This is a genomic window from Microbacterium invictum (assembly GCF_014197265.1).
Lineage (GTDB): Bacteria > Actinomycetota > Actinomycetes > Actinomycetales > Microbacteriaceae > Microbacterium > Microbacterium invictum.
In genome coordinates this window covers 2,041,039-2,058,756 of record NZ_JACIFH010000001.1, presented here as the reverse complement: position 1 = coordinate 2,058,756, position 17,718 = coordinate 2,041,039, and the positions used below count along the sequence as shown (strand labels likewise).

Sequence of the window (17,718 nt, the reverse complement as noted above, 5' to 3'; positions counted from 1 at the left end):
TCTTTCATGAGCGGCGCAACAGAACGCGCTTGACGTTCCCGGCGACGGGTCGAAGCCAGGGTGCTGTGTCTACCAGTCGATGACCGAGCGGGGTCAGCTTGCGCTCGATGCGTTCGCCGAGCGTGCGCGGTCGTGAGCGGCGTCGCCGGCGAGTCGGCGCTCCCGTCGAGATGCGCCCGACAGTTGCGCGGGGCGGCGGTGTGCTGTGCTCGGCGAAGAAGACGAGCAATTCGAGGATTCGTCGGCCGTCCTCGAGGCTCGGCGCGGGCGAATACTCTTGCGGGAGGTCGCCCTGCATCAGCTGCTCGTAGAGCTGTGCGAAGTCGTACGAAGTAGCGTGTGTGGCCGCCGCGATCGACGCGCGAGACATGGCCTCGTATCGACTCGGATCGGCGAGGAGGTCGGCGATCGCGCTCGCGAGAGCGTCTGGATCCTGCTGCGGCGTCGTGATGACGCCGGGGTTGTCGTGGATCAGCGACAACCACGGCAGGTCGTACATCGCGATCGGAAGTCCGCGAGACTGGGCTTCGGGCAGTGTCAAGGGGTAGCCCTCGATGATGCTCGTGTTGACGAACACGTCGGAGGAGTCGATCACATCGAGGAGATCTGCACCGTGCTGCGGCCCCGTGGCTACGACCCGATTCGCGACACCTCGCTGCGCGGCGAGCTCGTGCAGACGCTCGGCGTTCATGTCTGCCCAGTCGGGACCGACGATGCGCAGACGGAAATCGACGCCGAGTCTCTGCAAAGCGGCGGCGACCTCGACCAGTTGAGTCACCTTCTTCGTGTGTTCTTCGAGGCGGCCCCACCACACGAGTTCCGCTCGTCGCCGCACCGGCGCAGACCGTCCGGTGGTCGGCCCGCCGGTGTTCAGCAGGAAGGGCGAGGGCGGGTTCGGAAGATAGCTGACATGGTGGATGCCGCGAAGCTTCCAGAACGCCACGTCGAGAGGCGAGAGCACGACGAGGTGTGCCAGCGCGCCGAGATGCGTCGCCAGCAGGGTCTGCAGGTCGTTGCCGTTGTACGTGGGGCGTCCCGCGAAGTTGTGGATCCAGCCGATTGTCGCGGCACCTGTGGCGCGGGCGGCGAGTGCGAACGCCGGCCAGTCCCGGGAGTACAGGATGCGGTGATCGATGACGACGTCGACCTCGCCTCGGCGGCACAGCTGCGCCCACTGCGCCACACGCTGCTTCCTGCTCGTACCGGTGAGCTGCACGATCGTGGCCCCTTCAGGTACGAGGTTCTCAGCGCTGCCAGCGCGATGGGTCGCGATGGTCACGCGGTACCCCGCTTCGAGCAGGACCCGCGCCTGCGTGAGCAAGACGCCTGACACTCCGCCGGTGGTGAGCACGTTCGTGGTAAGCAGAACGCTTCGCGCCCCCGCGCGGCCGAGTTCGCGGCGCTCACCATACGCAACCAGCGTCGGAAGCGACTCGGGCGCCAGCGTCACGGCGGCCAAGACTGCGTCAAGTTCGTAGGCAGGGTCCCGCAACCAAGCGTGCTCTTGGACGCGTTGCTCGGGTGACAGTGCTGTGAATCGCGTGAGTGCCTCGGCGATCACGGTGAGGTAGCCCGACTGGTAGGCGTCGAGCATCGGCTCGGGATTGACGCTGAAGCGAGCGCGGGCGCGGAACTCCGATTCGAGGCTCCGGAACGCCCCGATACGTTCCAGGGCGCGATGGAAGCCCTCGACCGGCGTGTCAAAGGCTTCGAGGCGGGTTGAACGCTGGTACTCCGCGGTATCGACCGACGCGTACGACGTCGCCGCGGCATAGGCGAGCAACACGATCGCGCGATCGTCGACGAGGGGCGTCGGCACCGCAGCATACGACTGCCGAAGCAACTCCGCTCGGAACACCACGCGCCACGGCTCCAGCGCGATCGCGGTGTCACGCGGAGCGAGGCACCGCACGACGTCGACGCCGTGCAAAGGCGCTCTGGAGGGGGCAGCAACACGCGCCGACCGGCCGCTATCGTCGTGTTCGGTGACGCCGAAGCCGACGAGGTCGGCCCCGGATGCCTCAGCGAGTCGCTGAAGGCGCTCGGCTGATTCCCGTAGCACTTCGTCGCCCGGCTCGATGGCGAACACCAGCGGCGCTGTCACCGCGTCGAGGCCCGCACGCCGCAACTCCGCCGCGGGCGTACCAGCGGGCTGCGTGATGAGGCGGAGCCGACGCTCTGAGGCAAAGTCGGGCACAACAGCGGCACTGGCGTCGGTATGGACGCAGATGACTTCGATGTTCTGGAGGGACTGCGCGAGACACGATCGAAGTGTGGCTTCAGCCGCGGCATCCTCGTCACCGACAGCGACGAGGAAAGAGATAAGAGGCGTCGAAGGCATACGGTCCGGAGTCATCGTGCGTCAGTGCTCGCCAGCCGCGGCACGAAACACGGCCGTGTACTGAGCGCTGATCGCGTTGGGTTCGCGCGCATCGAGATTCGGTCGATCGGCGGGCGGGGAGGAGCGGAGGGCAAGGAGCGCCGTTTCGAGAGCGTCCGCGGTAAGCGCACCCGGGTGCCTGCGCACCCATTCGGATCCGACCTCGTCGGCCAACGTTCGCATCGCCGCGGTGTCCTCGACGAGCACGGCGCGGTCCAGCGATAGGGCGAGCAGGATGATGCTCTGCGATTCGTTGCTCTCAGGCGCGGCGACAACGACGAGCTCGGCCTGACTGATCTCTTCGACTCGTGCAGCATCGGAGAGGGCCTCGTCGCGAAGGGAGAATGCGCCGGTATGGTCCGCGAGCGTCCGCGTGTAGGAGTCTTCGAGCTCAGCGGGCACGGCACCCGCGATGCGTAACGTCCACTCCGGCAGGTCAGAAGCGGCGAACACCTTCACCACGGCTTCATATGCAGCGGGCAGCTCGTCGTGAGCCGTTATGAGGATGCGACCGGGGACGGACTCTGCTCGAGGAAACCCGAGAAAGCGATCGCGGAGGTGACTGTGCGCGATGATGACGGTTGCGTGCCCGGTTGAGGAGGTCGTCGCGGTCAGCGACACCAAGCTGGCGGCGGCCTGGTCGATGATCACTTCGGCACGCGACGGCGCGCGCCCCACCTCCTCTGCGCGGACGGTCCGCACGAGCGCGATGCGTTGTCGCCGGAGGAGCTTGACGAACCGTTTCGCACGACGTGTGCGCTCGTGTTCGGACGTGCGACGAGTGCCGATCGCCTTCGCGACATCGGTCAGGTGGACGACGTCGACATCACGTGCGCGGGACGGGTCGGTCCCGAACTCTCGCACCACACCGGCGGGGGCCTCGCCGGCTGAATCGTCGCCGACGAGTTGGTCCACGTAGTCGAGGCGATGCCGTGGCGGGCGTGACGTCACAAGCACCCTCGGAACGGCAACATCCGCGTCCCGCACATGCCGTTGCCGAGCCCGGAGACGCGGCACAGAGAACACGCACCCACCCTAAAGTAGGGTGCAGTGATTGTGAAACCGACTCAACATGTCTTCGCCCACCTCAGCGGGCAGGATGACAACCTCGGCGACTCCGCCTTGCGTGTCGCGTACCTCGACGCCTTGCGAGGCCCCGGACGGCACGTCCACGTATATCTCGGTGAGGCCACGAGTGACTTTACGACGGGGTTCGTCTCGGCACCGGACGTGACCTACTACGACCGGCGGGCCGACTGGACCGCCACCGAGGATGCAACGACGCGACCCGTGCACGCATTCAATGCCGGTGAGATCAACCCGCGGCCGGGAGGCTTCCCTGTCGCCCGGCGCTCGGCGGAATGCGCTCGTGTGCTCGCGTCCGGCGGCGCCCTGATTTTCGCCGGCATCGGAATCAAGAGCGTCGGGGCGCTGAAAGACGTCGTGTTCGACTCCGTCATGCGCCGAGCGTCGGTCATGTCGTGGCGCGATCAGGGGTCGCGCGATGCTGCAGGCTTCGGTGATTTCGCACCCGATTGGGCCTATTCGCTTGGCGCCCCGGTCGAGGCTTGGACGCCCGCCGGGGAACGCCCGCTGCTGAGCGTGACGCTGCGCTTCGACAGACCCTGGCCCGGTGACGCGTGGCTGTCCGCTGTGCGCGCGTTCGCCGCGACCACCGGAACGCGGGTCGTCACGGTGGCGCAGGTTGCTCGCGATGCTCCGCGGGCCGTGCGCCTGGCCGAGGCACTGGGTGGTGACTACCTGATGCCGCCGAGCATGCGTCACATCGATCTCGATGCGCATGTGCGCACTGTCTTCGGGCAGTCACTCGCCGTTATCAGCGATCGCGCACACGGGTTGATCATCGGTGCTACCGAGGGTGCGTACCCCATAGGCTCGGGCAGCGATCCTCAGAAGATCTCTCGTTTGCTGACCGCGGCGGGTCTCGGGGGTCTCGTCGGTCGGTACGACGAGTTCGCCGAGTTCGCCGACCGGTTCGAGGCGCATGTGTCCAGTCTGTCCCCCGCAATCCGCGCGGCCCGCGCGGATGTGGCCGACCTGACGGGTCGGATTCGGGCAGCGATGGATGCCGTCGCGTGACGATGCGCACGTTCGCGAAAGCCGAGGGTACGTCTCAACGACACTAGCCACTACCTCGGCCGCTCTCAGAGTCGACGATATGGCCCGCTGTATTATCAGACGAGATGTGCGCTCGCGGGATATCCCCGCGAAGTACGCGGCGGTCGGAGAGGTAGCGAGTTCCTTGGTGGATGCACGCCTTCGCGACCCGGCCGGCGCACTTTACGAAGTTGGGCGTCGTCCCACCTTCAGGGCCTATCTTTCTGAAGCCTGGCGGCGTCGCAACTTCGCGTTCACGTTAGCGGCCTACAAGCTCGTCGGTTCGCTGCTTCGGAACCGGCTCGGCGTGCTGTGGATCGTGCTCAAGCCGCTCCTCATGGCGATCCTTTATGGCACGATCTTCAACTTCATTCTCTCGGGGGCAGCGCGTCCCGCCAATTTCGTGCAGTTCATCATCGTCGGGATCTTCGTCTTCGAGTTCTTCACGGGCTCGTTCGGCAACGGCGCGAGGGCGGTTACTGGCAACGCGAAGCTCGTTCAGAGCCTCGGGTTCCCGCGCATCCTCCTGCCGGTGTCGGTCGTGGCCGAGCAGGCGATGAAGATGGTCCCGATCGTTGTTCTGCTCGGCATCCTTCTGCTCGTGCTCGGTGAGCCGATCACCTGGTCGTGGCTTCTGATCGTGCCGATCCTGGCGGTCATGGCGGTCTTCAATCTGGGTGTGGCTCTCGTCTTCGCCCGGCTGTCGGTGCACATTCGCGATGTGCAGCAGTTCATCCCCGTCATCACCCGCGTGCTGTTCTACGCGAGTGGCATCATCTTCAGCGTCGATGGCGCGCTAGCTCCCTATCCGGTCGCCTTGACGATTGCGCACCTCATTCCGACGTACGAGTTCATAGCGCTCGCTCGCGACGTTCTTCTCGAGTCCTACACAGCGCCCCTGATCGCCTGGATCGCGGCACCCATCTGGGCGGTCGTGACCATCGTTGTGGGCGTGGTCTACTTCTGGCAGGCCGAATCGAGGTACGGCCTCAGTGACTGATCTCCTGCTCCCCGAGAACCTCTCGCCGACTGCGGACGCTGGGCGGCGCCCGATGATCGTCGCGGATAACGCGCACGTAACGTACCGCGTGTACGCATCTGGCAAGAGATTCAACGCCCGCGACAACCTCTTCAGCCTCAGCACGTTCCGTGGCGGTCGAGACCTTCAGTCAGTGCCAGCGCTGCGGGGAGTTTCTTTCACCGCCACCGAGGGCGAGACCATCGGCGTCGTCGGCCACAACGGGTCCGGCAAGTCGACTCTGTTCCGGGCAATGAGCGGTCTCATTCCCACGTCTGAGGGCACAATCTTGGCCGCCGACCGGCCCGTGCTGCTCGGGGTCAACGCTGCGCTCGTGCCGGAGCTCTCGGGTGAGAACAACATTAAGCTCGGACTGCTCGCGATGGGCTTCACGCCCGATGAGGCCGCTGCTCACGTGGACGAGATTGCGGACTTCGCTGAACTCAACGAGTTCATTCATCACCCCATGCGCACCTATTCGTCGGGCATGGGCGCACGGCTGCGATTCGCGATCGCCTCTGCGAAGGCGCACTCGATCCTGCTGATCGACGAGGCGCTGTCAGTCGGCGACCGCCGTTTCAAGGCGAAGAGCGAGAAGCGTATTCGCGAGTTGCGCGACAGCGCCGGACTCGTCATGATCGTCAGCCACTCGGTCGGGTCGCTCAAGGACACTTGCGAACGCGTGCTGTGGATCCACAAGGGCGAACTGCGCGCAGACGGCGCCGCCAAGGACGTCATCGACGAGTACGTCAAGTGGACCAAGCACCCGGGCAACGCGGCGGTCGGGGCCGCTGCAGCGACGAAGTCCGCGCGTCCCGCGGCGAAGACGAAGGCGCCGGAGGCTCCGCACGTCGATCCCGTGCCGGTACCCAAGGCGGTGCCGGCAGCACCCGCCGAGGTCGAGACCGGGCCGCAGCGTACCCTGTCGCCTATCGAGCAGCTGCTGGCGGATGCGGCGGTCGATGTCCAGGAGTTCGTCGTTCCACCGGAGACACCTCGAACCATCGCGCGACGCGAGCGCTATCGCCGAACGGCGCGTGAGCGCAGCCGCCGCCGGATCATCGCGCTGGTCGTCACCGGTGCCGCGATCCTTCTCGCAGTCGGCGCAGGCGCGGCGATTGCGCTTCTCTCTCAAGTCCCGGAGCCGGTCGAACGACCCGCCGTAAGCGACGTCTCGTCGGCCCCGACGGCGGTACTCGCGCCGCCAACGATCGTCAGTTTCACCGCGGACGCAAACACCGTCGTATGTGAGACGGCGGAGGGTGAGGCCTCGGTGCAGCTCAGCTGGGAGACCAGCGATGCTACGCGCGTCGCCGTTGCTGCCGGACCGGTGGAGCTTGATGCCATCGACGAACCGTTGCAAGCCGATCTTCCGCTCGTCGAGGGCGAGCACGCGGTGCCGTTCCCGTGCGATGCCGAGTCACAGGTGTACACGCTCACCGCCGAACAGGCGGACGGCGATCGCGTCAGTTCGGCCGTGACGCTGACTCGCGAGTTGGCCCCGCAACCGGAGCCCGCACCTCAGCGCCCGCAGCAGCCGCAGGTCTCCAATCCTGAACCGGCGCCCACGACGGAGTCCACACCGGCGCCTGATCCGACGCCGACGACCGAGCCGGCCCCCGATCCCACGCCCACGACCGAGCCCGAGCCGATCCCTGAACCTGAGCCGATTCCTGAACCGACCGAGGAGCCGGCTCCACCCGCGCCCCCGACCGACGCCGGTGCGGGCGGCTAGGCCGAGCCGAATTCAGGGACTGGGAGTCACCGTGCCCGCAGCCACCCCTTCGCGCGGTGCGCGAGCGGACGCAGGCCCGGAATGCGGGTGAGCGTCGCCCGGCCGATCGGCGCGGCCGACTTCCAGAGCCGGGCGCCGAGCGCGGAGCTGTCGGGCGTGCTCGTGCGACCTCGTCGCTGCGCTCGCCCGGCGAAGAAGACCATCAGGCCGAGCAGTTCGCGCGCATCGCTCAGGGTCGGCTCGGGGGAGAACTCGGGGCCCAGCGTGCCGGTGACGACGCCGCGATACAGCTGCGCGAAGTCGTACGTGAGCGCCCGCTGCGCGGCATCCAGCGACGTACGCGATAGGCGCGCGTAGCGCTCGGTATCACCGATCACGTCGGCGATCTGGCCGGCGAGACCTCGGGCGTCACCCTGCGGCACCGACACGACGCCGTCGTTGTCCTGCACCAGGGTGAGCCACGGCAGCTCGTACATGAACACCGGCAGACCGCGTGACTGGGCCTCGGCGATGGTCAGTTGGAAGCCCTCGATGATGCTGGTGGTCACGAAGGCGTCGGCGGCGTCGATCGCCCGGATCAGCTGCTCGCCGCGCCGCGGCCCGACGGCGACGACATGGTCGCCGACGCCTCGACGACGTGCTCGCGCGTTGAACTTCTTCGCGGTCACGTCGTCCCAGTCGGGACCGATGACCGTGAGGCGGAAGTCGATCCCGAGCTGACGCAGCTGCACACCTACCTCGATCAGCTCGTAGACCTGTTTCGTGCGCTGCTCAAGTCTTCCCCACCAAACGAGCTCGACGCGATCTGTAGGCGGCATCTTGTCCACCGTCTTCGCTGCGGACTCGACCAGCAGCGGTGAGGGTGGATTCGGCAGGTATGAGACCTGCATCACTCCGCGCAGCTTGAAGTAGGCGACATCCAGCGGCGAGAGCGTGACGAGCTGGGCGAGCGTGCTGCTGCAGCGTTCGATGAGGGTGAGCCGGTCGTTGCCGTCGTACACCGGCCGTGCGACGAAATTGTGCACCCAGCCGATGGTCGCCGCGCCCTCGGCGCGCGCCATGAGCGCGAACTCGGGCCAGTAGTTCGTGTACAGCACCTGGTGATCGATGACGACGTCGATCTCGTGCGTGCGGCAGATCTCGCCCCACTGCTGGAGCCGCTCGACGAGGTCGCGCGCGGTCAGCTCGACGAACGGGGTGCCCGCGGGAAGGGCGCTGGTGTCGCTGCCGGCGCTGCGCGCCACCACCGTCACGCGATACCCCGCGTCGCGCAGATACCGCGCCTGCGAAGCGAGCACCGCGGAGACGCCACCCGTTCGCAGCGTCGAGGTCGCGAGCAGGACGCTGCGGACCGGACGGTCGCCGATGCCCTGCCACGTGGTGTGGAACTTCAGCGTCGTCAGTGTTGCGGGGTAGAACCGCGCCGCGGCATGGACGATGTCGTGGGCGGATGCCACGGTGTGCAGATGCGCCAGCGCGGCATCGAGCACGGTGCTGTCGCTCTTGTCGATCACCTGCGAGCACACGTAGCCGATGATCGACAGGCGCGCCGACTCGTACGACTCGCGCAGCAGCGTCGCATCGGAGCACGTGAGCGACAGGTCCTGCACGGCAGGGCGGATGCTGTCGATCGAGGTGATCGCCGACGCATAGAACTCCGCGCGCTCCACACTGTCGATGCGATGGCCGCTGCCGCCGCGCCCGAAATGGTAGCGGTACAGCTTGTCGTCGGTCGACACGTAACTCGTCGCGAGGGCAGCCACGAGAAACATCAGGGGCAGGTCGTTGACCCGCGGGAGTGCGAGCTCGTCGGGCAGCAACGCGTGCGCGTCACGCAGCACCCGGGTGCGGAACAGATAGCGCCACAGCTGGCCCTGGGCCGGTGTGCCGATCGGAAACAGGCCCCGCAGCACCTCCGCGCCGTCGAGCGCACGGTGCACCGGCTGCAGTCGGCGCTCGTAGGCGTTGCCCGTGCTTCCGTCCCTCTCGACGACCGTCACGCCGAAGCCCACCAGATCGGCCCCCGCGGCGTGCGCCCGCGCGAGCGCCTTCTCTGCGGCATCCGGAACCAGTTCATCGTCGCCGTCGAGGAAGAGTAGGTGCTCGGCCTCGGCGGCGAAGATCCCGGCGCGCCGCGCCTGGAACGCTGACAGGTTGCGTTCTTGCCGGATCAGGCGCACCCGCGGGTCGCGGGCGCAGAACCGCTCGATCACCGCCGCGGTGCCGTCGGTCGACGCATCGTCGACGCAGATGACCTCGATCTCAGGGAGCGTCTGTCGCAGCGCACTCTCGAGCGCCGCCGCGACCGTCGCCTCGTCATTGAAGACCGGGAGGACGATCGAGATCAGAGGCGCCGGAGTCATCGGCGTCGAGTCTATCGGCGTGGCTTTCGTGCTCCGGTGCGGAGAAATGATGCCTGCGGGCCGGGATACGCTTTTGACCATGAAGATCGCCATCGTGGGGACGGGCTATGTCGGCCTGTCGAATGCCGTCGTCCTCGCCCAGCACCACGAGGTGGTCGCTGTCGATCTCGACCCGCGCAAGGTCGAGATGCTCGGCAGGCGAGTCTCGCCCATCGCCGATGCCGAGCTCGAGGAGTACCTCGCCACGCGCGATCTCAACCTGACCGCGACCCTCGACGCGGCGACGGCCTACCGCGACGCCGAGTTCGTCGTCGTGGCGACGCCGACTAACTACGACGAAGAGACCAACTACTTCGACACCTCGTCGGTCGAGTCGGTGATCGACGCGGTCCTCACGATCAACCCCCACGCCGCCATCGTCGTCAAGTCGACCGTGCCCGTGGGATTCACGGCTCGGGTGAGTGCCGAGCGGCCGGCCGCGACGATCGTCTTCTCGCCCGAGTTCTTGCGGGAAGGGCGTGCGCTCTACGACAACCTGCATCCGTCACGCATCGTGGTGGGCGATCGCGGCCCGATCGGGCAGCGGTTCGCCGACCTGCTGCTCGAAGGTGCCGTCGCCACGGACGTGCCGGTGCTGCTCACCGACCCGACCGAGGCCGAAGCCATCAAGCTCTTCGCCAACACCTACCTGGCGCTGAGGGTCGCATACTTCAACGAGCTCGACACCTACGCCGCCGTGCACGGGCTCGACACCCGGCAGATCATCGAGGGTGTGGGCCTCGACCCGCGTATCGGCTCGCACTACAACAACCCGTCGTTCGGCTATGGCGGGTACTGCCTGCCCAAGGACACGAAGCAGCTGCTGGCCAACTACTCCGAGGTGCCGCAGAACCTCATCGCGGCGATCGTCGACGCCAACAGCACGCGCAAGGACTTCGTGGCCGCCGACATCCTCGCCCGAGGCCCCGAGACCGTCGGCATCTATCGGCTCGTGATGAAATCGGGGTCGGACAACTTCCGGGCCTCGTCGATCCAGGGCATCATGAAGCGCATCAAGGCCAAGGGCGTGAACGTCATCGTCTACGAGCCCACGCTCGAGGACGACGATTTCTTCAACTCCGAAGTCGTCCGCGACCTCGACGACTTCGCGACCCGCGCCGACGTGATCATCGCCAACCGGTCGACCGACGCGCTGGCCGACGTCGCCCACAAGATCTACACCCGCGACATCTACGGCCGCGACTGACCAATACCCGTCTGGCCGGTGGCGACCCTGGGCAGATTCCGGGCTATGTCGAGCGCGTCTTCGAGCTTGAGCTCGCGAGCTCGCGCGGCTGCTTACGGCGTGGTTCGTCCTCCCAGACAGGATCTGTGAGGATGGTTCGCACGTGTCCTGTCGAGTACTGAGGTGAAGAGTTTTGCGCGTTCGCAAGTGGCAGTGGTTTCTCGGCGGCGGGCTCGCCGTAGCGGCGGGGGCCACGGCCGTCGCCCTCGTCATCGCGAACTCGACCGTCGCAGAGCCGCCCGCTGCCACCACGGCGCCGGTTCAGACTCCCACACCGACCCCGACGCCCACGCCCACCCCGGTCGACATGCCGAGCTCGGTTCCCGCGTTCGGCGACCTCGCCGGCTGGGCGCAGGCACCCACGACCAAGATCGCGCGGGTGCTTCCGCAGGTCGGCGACGCAGCCACGGGCTCGGTCGCCGCCTACGTCGATGCGCCCGTCGTCGACGGAGAAGTCACCGCACTCGAATCCGAGGTGGCAGTCGAGGCCGGCACGCGATACGCGTTCTCCGCCCAGCTGCGGGTCCTCGCGTCATTGCCGACCGATGTGGCCGCGACGATCATCGTCGGCGACACGCGGATCGAAGTTCCCGAACTCAGCGCAGAGTGGACCGAGGTCACCGCCGGCTACGTCGCACCGGCCGACGCCGCGACCGTGTCGGTGCGCGTCGTGCTCGACGGCCCGGTATCGGGACTGGGCCTCGATGATGTCGCGCTCGTGCCGGCAGCCGGCGGCGACAACGTCGTGCCGAACCCGTCCTTCGAGAACGTCAACGTCGACGATGTCATCCTCAACCGCTCACTGATCCTCTCCACGCACAGCCCCCTTCTCGCGCTCCAGGTGCCGACCGGAACCACGACGTGGCAGGCCACGAACGACGGCGGCGACGTCGTCGCCCAGGGCTCTGCCACTGTCTCGAACCCCATCGACGCCATCGCGCTGGACGGGATCGAGCAGGGCTACTACACCCTGACGGTCACGGATGCCGCCGGTGCCTCCGTGTCGGCCAAGGTGGGGCTGCTCGACTACGAGGGCACGTCCGTGCCCGTCGACGAGCGCTTCGGCGTCGGACTGCACGTCGAGCGCGACTGGTACGAAGACGCGGCCGACCTCGCCACCTCGATCGGGGTCGGGCTCGCGCGCAACGACATCCTCTGGAAGAACAACGAGAAGACCAAGGGTCAGTACGACTTCGACAAGCGCTATGTCAACAGCTTCGCGCGGCTGCACGCCCACGGCATCCATCTGCTCGGCATCGTCAACTACGGCAACAAGCTCTACGGAAGCGAGCTGACCCCCGAGACGCCCGCGGCGATCGCGGCCTACGGCCGGTACGCCGCCGCCATCGCCGAGCGGTTCGACCTCGTCGGCCTCGAAGTGTTCAACGAGTTCAACCAGGAGCGATTCAACCGGACGGCCTGCGGCACGGATCCGTCGTGCTACGTGCCGCTGCTGAAGGTCGTTCAAGAGGAAGTGCGAAAAGTGGATGCCGATCTGCCACTCATCGCCGGCTCCACCGCCCGGTACGACGCCGACTGGTTCGACGGGCTCTGGGCGGACGGCGGACTGCAGTACGCCGACGCCATGAGCTTCCACCCGTACGAAGTCAGCTCGAACCCCGAGTCCCTCGCGGGAATCATCGACCAGGCACGCGGCAGCATGCAGAAGCACGCGGGCGACACCCGGCCCGTCTGGATCACCGAGCTGGGCACGTCGTCCAAGACCGGTGGCCGTCCGGTCAACGTCCAGGCCGACTACCTCGTGCGCACCTCGATCACGGCGCTGGCCAAGGGCGTCGAGAAGTACTTCTGGTACGACCTGGTCAACGACAGCCCCGACCCGGCCGTGCACGAGGGGAACTTCGGCATGTACTACCAGAAGAAGGACGGCGTCGCCGCGCTCCAGCCCAAGCCCGTGGGGTACGCCCAGGCGCTGATGATCGCCGAACTGGGCGGTCGCGACTACCTGGACAGCGAATCGCTGGCGTCAGGTGTCTTGTCGTACCGGTTCGGCACCGACGACGACGCCGTGCGCGTCGCGTGGGCGCCGGGCGGCGACACCCAGGTGAAGATCCCGTCCGACGTGCCGCTCACGCTGTCGCGGATGACGGGCGCCACCGCCGTGGTGGCACCGGTCGACGGGACCGTGACGGTGACCGTCGGGGCCCGGCCCACGTTCATCTCCGCCGTGTCCGACACAACCGCTGCCGAGACCCCGTCACCAGCGGTTTCACAGTCCCCGGCCCCGTAAAATCGAACCCATGCCACCCGAGACTCGACGCGCGGCCCGCGCGGCGGCCGATCAGCAGCGCGCCGCGACGCCACCGCCGCCCGCCGAGAAGGCCGAACGCTCCGGCGACGGCGCCCGTCGACGCCGTCGCACGATCTGGCTCATCGTCGGCGCTGTGGCCATCGTCGTCCTCGCGCTCGCCGCATGGCTGGGCTTTCGAGCATTCACCGTGGCGAACGACCTGACCGATGCGAAAGCGGCTCTGAGCTCTGCGTCGGACAGCGGTGACATCACCGCGACGTTCGAGACCATCGCCGACAAGTCCGGGTCGGCTGCCGCCGCCGCCGCCGATCCCGTCTGGCGGATGGCGGAGTTCATCCCCTGGGCCGGGGACAACCTGCGCGGCGTGCGACTGGCGGCCGAAGCGCTCGATGTCATCTCCAACGACATCGGCATGCCCGTCCTCACCATGCAGGGCGACGGGCAGGGCAAGATCCTCGCGCGCACGCTGCCGGTGATCGAGTCGGGTGCGGACTCGCTGCGGCCCGTCACCGAAGAGCTCCTCACCGTCGCCGGGTCGTCCTCGCTGGTCGGTCCCGTGCGAGACGGTGTGGACGAGATCGCCGCCGTGCTCGAGCCGACGCAGCCGCTGCTCGAGATGCTGCCGACGTTGCTGGGCGCGGAGTCGCCCAAGAACTATCTGCTGGTGTTCCAGAACAACGCCGAGTCTCTGCCGCTCGGCGGAAGCGCGGCATCCCAGACCCTCGTCAGCGCGACCGCCGGTGACCTTGCAATCGCCGCGCAGGCCAGCAGCGGCTCGTTCGAAGAGAAGCAGACGATCGACGTCGAGGTCTCGGAGGGTGCTGCCGCGCTCTACGGCTCGACTCTGGGCAAGCGCATCAACATGTCCACGACGCAGCCCGACTGGCCGGCCGCGGCGCAGATGATCACCGCGTTCTGGAACCGTGACATCGACGACACCCAGATCGATGGAGTCATCTCGATCGATCCGGTCGCGCTGTCGCGGATTCTGGTCGCGACCGGGCCGATCACGGTCGACGACACCACCATCGACGACAAGAACGCGGTCGACGTGCTCCTCAGCGACGTCTACGAGCGGTGGGACGCGTACACGCGATTCGGGGCTGCGGCCACGGACGCGTTCTTCGCGTCGACGGCATCGCAGATGTTCGAGAAGATCGCCTCCGGCGACTTCAACCTCAAGGACATGGCCTGGGCCGTCAACGAGAGCGTCGAGCAGGGCAGCATCATGGCCTGGATGGCCGACGCCGACCTGCAGTCGGTACTCGATGACGGCGGGCGGATCTCCGGCATCCTTCCCACGACAAACGATGAGCAGACGACGCTCGGCGTCTTCTTCCGCGATGTCTCCGCCTCGAAGATCGACTACTACATGGACTCCGCCGTCGCGACGACCATGACCTGCGCCGTCGGGGTGACCACGCTCACCGCCACCACGACGCTGACGCTCGACCTCACGCAGGAAGAAGCCGACGCGCTGCCGCGGTATGTGCAGAGCTACCGCAACGGCAGCGAGTTCTTCAGCACGCAGGTGTACATGTACGCGCCCCCCGGCATGGAGGTCGAGAGCGTGAGCGTCGACGGCAACTGGGTCGAGTCGTTCCGCGAGGGCAACGTCGATCTCGGTCGTGTCGTGGCGCCGTTCCAGATGCGCATCACGCCGGGCGAGACGGTCAACGTGAGCGCGACGTTCACCGGAACCGGCGACTTCGGACCGCTCGAGGTGCGCACGACGCCGATGGTCCGGGCCACGGAGCTCACGACGTCCGACACCTGCAGCTGAGACACTGCGCGGCGCGTAGAGCAGAACAGCTCGTCGGAGGCGAGTAGCCTGTACTCCGTGCGCCCGGACGAACGAGGGGGGAACGGCAGCTCGTGATTGACAGCGCGGTGGATCGCGGGCCCGGGATGAGTCGTTCCTCGCCGCGGCTGCGCAAGGCCGACAAGCGGGTCAGTCAGGCCGCGGATCTCGTCAGCGCTCGTCGCACCTCGCGAGACTGGCCCGAGCGATATGCGGGCCGGCTCGTCTACAGCGACGTCATCGTCATCGTGGTCACGATGCTCGCCTTCCGGTTCTTGGGGCTGCCGCCGGAGTCCGTCGACGTCTCGTGGCCGGGCGGGTTCCACGTCCCCTACTGGTTCGCCCTGGCCGTCGTCGCGCTCGTCTGGCTGGCCGGGCTCAGCATCGCCGATACGCGCGAGCGGCACATCGTCGGCAACGGCATTCTCGAATACCGCCGCATCGTCAACGCGACGATCGCGGTCTTCGCCTTCTGCATCGCCCTCGCCTTCTTCCTGCAGATGCAGATCTCGCGCGGACTGTTCCTCATCGCGATGCCCGTGGGGGTCGTGGCGCTGATCTTCACGCGCTGGCTCTGGCGGCAGTGGCTGCGCGAACAGCAGCGCAACTCGAAGTACGTGCATCGCACGATCGTGCTGGGCGAGCCGGTCAAGGCGGGCCACGTCATCAACGCGATCCGGCGCACCCACGGCTCGGGCTTCGAGATCGTCGGTGTGGCCACCAGCGGCCGGGTCGAGGCCAGCATCCATGGCATCCCCGTGGTCGGCGGCTTCACGAACGTCACGCAGGCGATGGATGCCGCTGATGCCGACACCATCATCGTCGCGGGCGCCGATGATCTCGACCCCGTGATGACCCGCCAGCTCGGCTGGGACATCGCCGACCGCGACGGCAACCTCGTGGTCGCCCCGGCGCTCACCGATGTCGCGGGCCCGCGCATCCACACCCGGCCCGCAGCCGGGCTGCCGCTCGTGCACGTCGACTACCCGCGTCTCGAGGGGGCCAAGCGGGTCGCCAAGCGCACCTTCGATCTGATCGGCGCCAGCGTGCTGATCATCGTTCTCTCGCCGATCATGATCGCGACCGCGATCGCGATCATGGTCGACGCACCCGGCCCGGTGATCTACCGGCAGGTGCGCATCGGCCGGCGCGGCCGCGAGTTCGGGATGCTCAAGTTCCGTTCGATGGTCGCCGACGCCGACGACCAGCTCGCGAGCCTGCTCGACCTGCAGGGCACGAGCGACCGGCCGCTGTTCAAGGTGAACGACGACCCGCGCATCACCCGGGTCGGCCGGTTCATCCGCAAGCACTCGCTCGACGAGCTGCCGCAGCTGTTCAACGTCTTCGTCGGCCGCATGAGCCTCGTCGGCCCGCGCCCGCAGCGCCAGGCAGAGGTCGCGCTCTATGACGCAGCCGCGCGGCGCCGCATGATGGTCAAACCCGGCATGAGCGGACTGTGGCAGGTGAGCGGACGCTCCACACTCTCGTGGGACGACGCCGTGCGCCTCGACCTCTACTACGTCGAGAACTGGTCGTTCACGCAGGACCTCCAGATCCTGTTCCGCACCTTCCGGGCGGTTCTCGCGCCCGGCAACGGCGCCCACTGACGCCTCATCACCGTTCCGCAGGAACGACTCCGTAGGATCGACGGATGCCAGCTCCCAGCACCAGCGGTCCCCGCCACGCCCTCGTGTGGATGCTCGCCCTCGGCTACGGCGGCTTCCTCGCCTTCGTCGTGTTCTGGCCGAGCCCGATCGACCAGCCGGTGGCCGGCCTGATCGACCGGGTCATCGCCGAACTGCACGAACGCGGCGTACCCGGGTTCGTCGACTACGCGTTCATCGAGTTCACGGCCAACATCGCGCTGTTCATCCCGGTCGGCCTGCTGTTCGGCCTGGCGCTGCCGATGACCTGGTGGGCGGCGATGTTCCTGCTCGGCCCGGTGCTGTCGGGCATGATCGAACTGATCCAGATGACCGTGCTCTCGGCGCGTTACGCGACGGTGTCGGACCTCATCGCCAACTCCGTCGGCGCCACGATCGGCGTGCTGCTGGTGCTCATCCTGCGCGCGGTCGTGGCGCAGCGCGACGACCGTGTCATCGAACGGTACGAGTTCGAGCGTGGCGCGGACGCGCGCGTGTCCGCCTGACACCTCGACGTCGCGCTGTCGCGCTGCTTCGCGGTCTGGTTGCTTCACCGTCTCGTGGTCTCGTGGTCTCGCGGTTTCGCGGCCCGAGTCGGGTCGACCGCCACTTGGCAGCGCACCCGCGCAGCGCCAGAATGAGACCACGTGCGCAGGCGTGCTGCGCAACCGTCTCGTGGAAAGGGCGCCGTATGGGCATTGACGATCTGGTGAACCAGGGCAAGGACTTCCTGGAACAGAACAAGGACAAGATCGGAGACGCGCTGAAGTCCGAGCAGGCCGAGGACGTCAGCGACAAGGCGCTCGACGCCGCCGCGGACTTCGTCAAGAAGGTCGCTCCCGATAGCGTCCACGAGCACGTGGACGGCGTCCGCGACAACATCGACAAGTCCATCGGCAACGAGTAGCCGTGATGCGGAGCGGGGTTAGATGCCACGGCATCCACCCCCGCTCCTTCCGTTCTCGCCCCTCACCCCTCCCGCCGACCTGCCCCCCACCTCTCCCGCCGACCTGGCCACTCTCTCGCCGACCTGGCCACTCTCTCGCCGACCTGGTCGCTTTCTCGCTGACCTGGCCGACCAGGTGGGCGCGAGAGTGACCGCT

General features: G+C 67.3%; 12 protein-coding genes. 9 read left to right on the top strand and 3 right to left on the bottom strand.

Annotation, left to right across the window (positions count from 1 at the left end; genetic code table 11):
* Positions 1 to 4: 4 nt before the first annotated feature.
* Together BKA10_RS09705 and BKA10_RS09700 are read right to left on the bottom strand one after the other, a co-directional pair.
* Positions 5 to 2,341, bottom strand: coding sequence for a glycosyltransferase (locus BKA10_RS09705; protein WP_183499708.1), 2,337 nt, complete (start codon positions 2,339 to 2,341; stop codon positions 5 to 7).
* A 21-nt stretch (positions 2,342 to 2,362) separates the two neighbouring features.
* Positions 2,363 to 3,082, bottom strand: a complete 720-nt coding sequence (locus BKA10_RS09700) for a hypothetical protein (protein WP_183499707.1) — start codon at positions 3,080 to 3,082, stop codon at positions 2,363 to 2,365.
* Between the two features lie 528 nt (positions 3,083 to 3,610).
* Between BKA10_RS09700 and BKA10_RS09695 the strand changes: the two genes are divergently transcribed.
* From BKA10_RS09695 to BKA10_RS09685, 3 genes are all read left to right on the top strand, one after another.
* Positions 3,611 to 4,480 carry a hypothetical protein gene (locus BKA10_RS09695; RefSeq protein WP_206686977.1) on the top strand — a complete coding sequence of 290 codons (870 nt, stop codon included), beginning with the start codon at positions 3,611 to 3,613 and terminating at the stop codon, positions 4,478 to 4,480.
* Positions 4,481 to 4,646: 166 nt separating this feature from the next.
* Positions 4,647 to 5,498, top strand: a complete 852-nt coding sequence (locus BKA10_RS09690; protein ID WP_183499705.1) for an ABC transporter permease — start codon at positions 4,647 to 4,649, stop codon at positions 5,496 to 5,498.
* Between the two features lie 172 nt (positions 5,499 to 5,670).
* Positions 5,671 to 7,251 (top strand): ABC transporter ATP-binding protein, encoded by a 1,581-nt coding sequence (locus tag BKA10_RS09685; RefSeq protein WP_248199346.1) that lies wholly within the window; start codon positions 5,671 to 5,673, stop codon positions 7,249 to 7,251.
* Positions 7,252 to 7,277: 26 nt separating this feature from the next.
* On the opposite strand, the gene BKA10_RS09680 is transcribed toward BKA10_RS09685, so the two are convergent.
* Complete coding sequence (locus BKA10_RS09680; RefSeq protein ID WP_183499704.1) at positions 7,278 to 9,614, bottom strand: glycosyltransferase; 2,337 nt, start codon at positions 9,612 to 9,614, stop codon at positions 7,278 to 7,280.
* 79 nt (positions 9,615 to 9,693) lie between these two features.
* Here BKA10_RS09680 and BKA10_RS09675 point away from each other — a divergent pair, with 79 nt between their 5' ends.
* The 6 genes from BKA10_RS09675 (at position 9,694) to BKA10_RS09650 (ending at position 17,522) form a co-directional block, all read left to right on the top strand.
* The gene (locus BKA10_RS09675) at positions 9,694 to 10,860 is read left to right on the top strand and encodes a nucleotide sugar dehydrogenase (RefSeq protein WP_183499703.1); all 1,167 of its coding nucleotides are present in this window, start codon (positions 9,694 to 9,696) and stop codon (positions 10,858 to 10,860) included.
* Positions 10,861 to 11,032: 172 nt separating this feature from the next.
* Positions 11,033 to 13,150, top strand: coding sequence for a glycosyl hydrolase (locus tag BKA10_RS09670; protein WP_183499702.1), 2,118 nt, complete (start codon positions 11,033 to 11,035; stop codon positions 13,148 to 13,150).
* A 10-nt stretch (positions 13,151 to 13,160) separates the two neighbouring features.
* Positions 13,161 to 14,954 (top strand): DUF4012 domain-containing protein, encoded by a 1,794-nt coding sequence (locus BKA10_RS09665; RefSeq protein ID WP_183499701.1) that lies wholly within the window; start codon positions 13,161 to 13,163, stop codon positions 14,952 to 14,954.
* A 125-nt stretch (positions 14,955 to 15,079) separates the two neighbouring features.
* Positions 15,080 to 16,579 (top strand): sugar transferase, encoded by a 1,500-nt coding sequence (locus BKA10_RS09660; RefSeq protein ID WP_183499700.1) that lies wholly within the window; start codon positions 15,080 to 15,082, stop codon positions 16,577 to 16,579.
* Positions 16,580 to 16,623: 44 nt separating this feature from the next.
* Positions 16,624 to 17,121, top strand: a complete 498-nt coding sequence (locus BKA10_RS09655; protein WP_183499699.1) for a VanZ family protein — start codon at positions 16,624 to 16,626, stop codon at positions 17,119 to 17,121.
* A gap of 185 nt (positions 17,122 to 17,306) precedes the next feature.
* Positions 17,307 to 17,522 carry an Rv0909 family putative TA system antitoxin gene (locus BKA10_RS09650; RefSeq protein WP_183499698.1) on the top strand — a complete coding sequence of 72 codons (216 nt, stop codon included), beginning with the start codon at positions 17,307 to 17,309 and terminating at the stop codon, positions 17,520 to 17,522.
* Positions 17,523 to 17,718 lie beyond the last annotated feature (196 nt).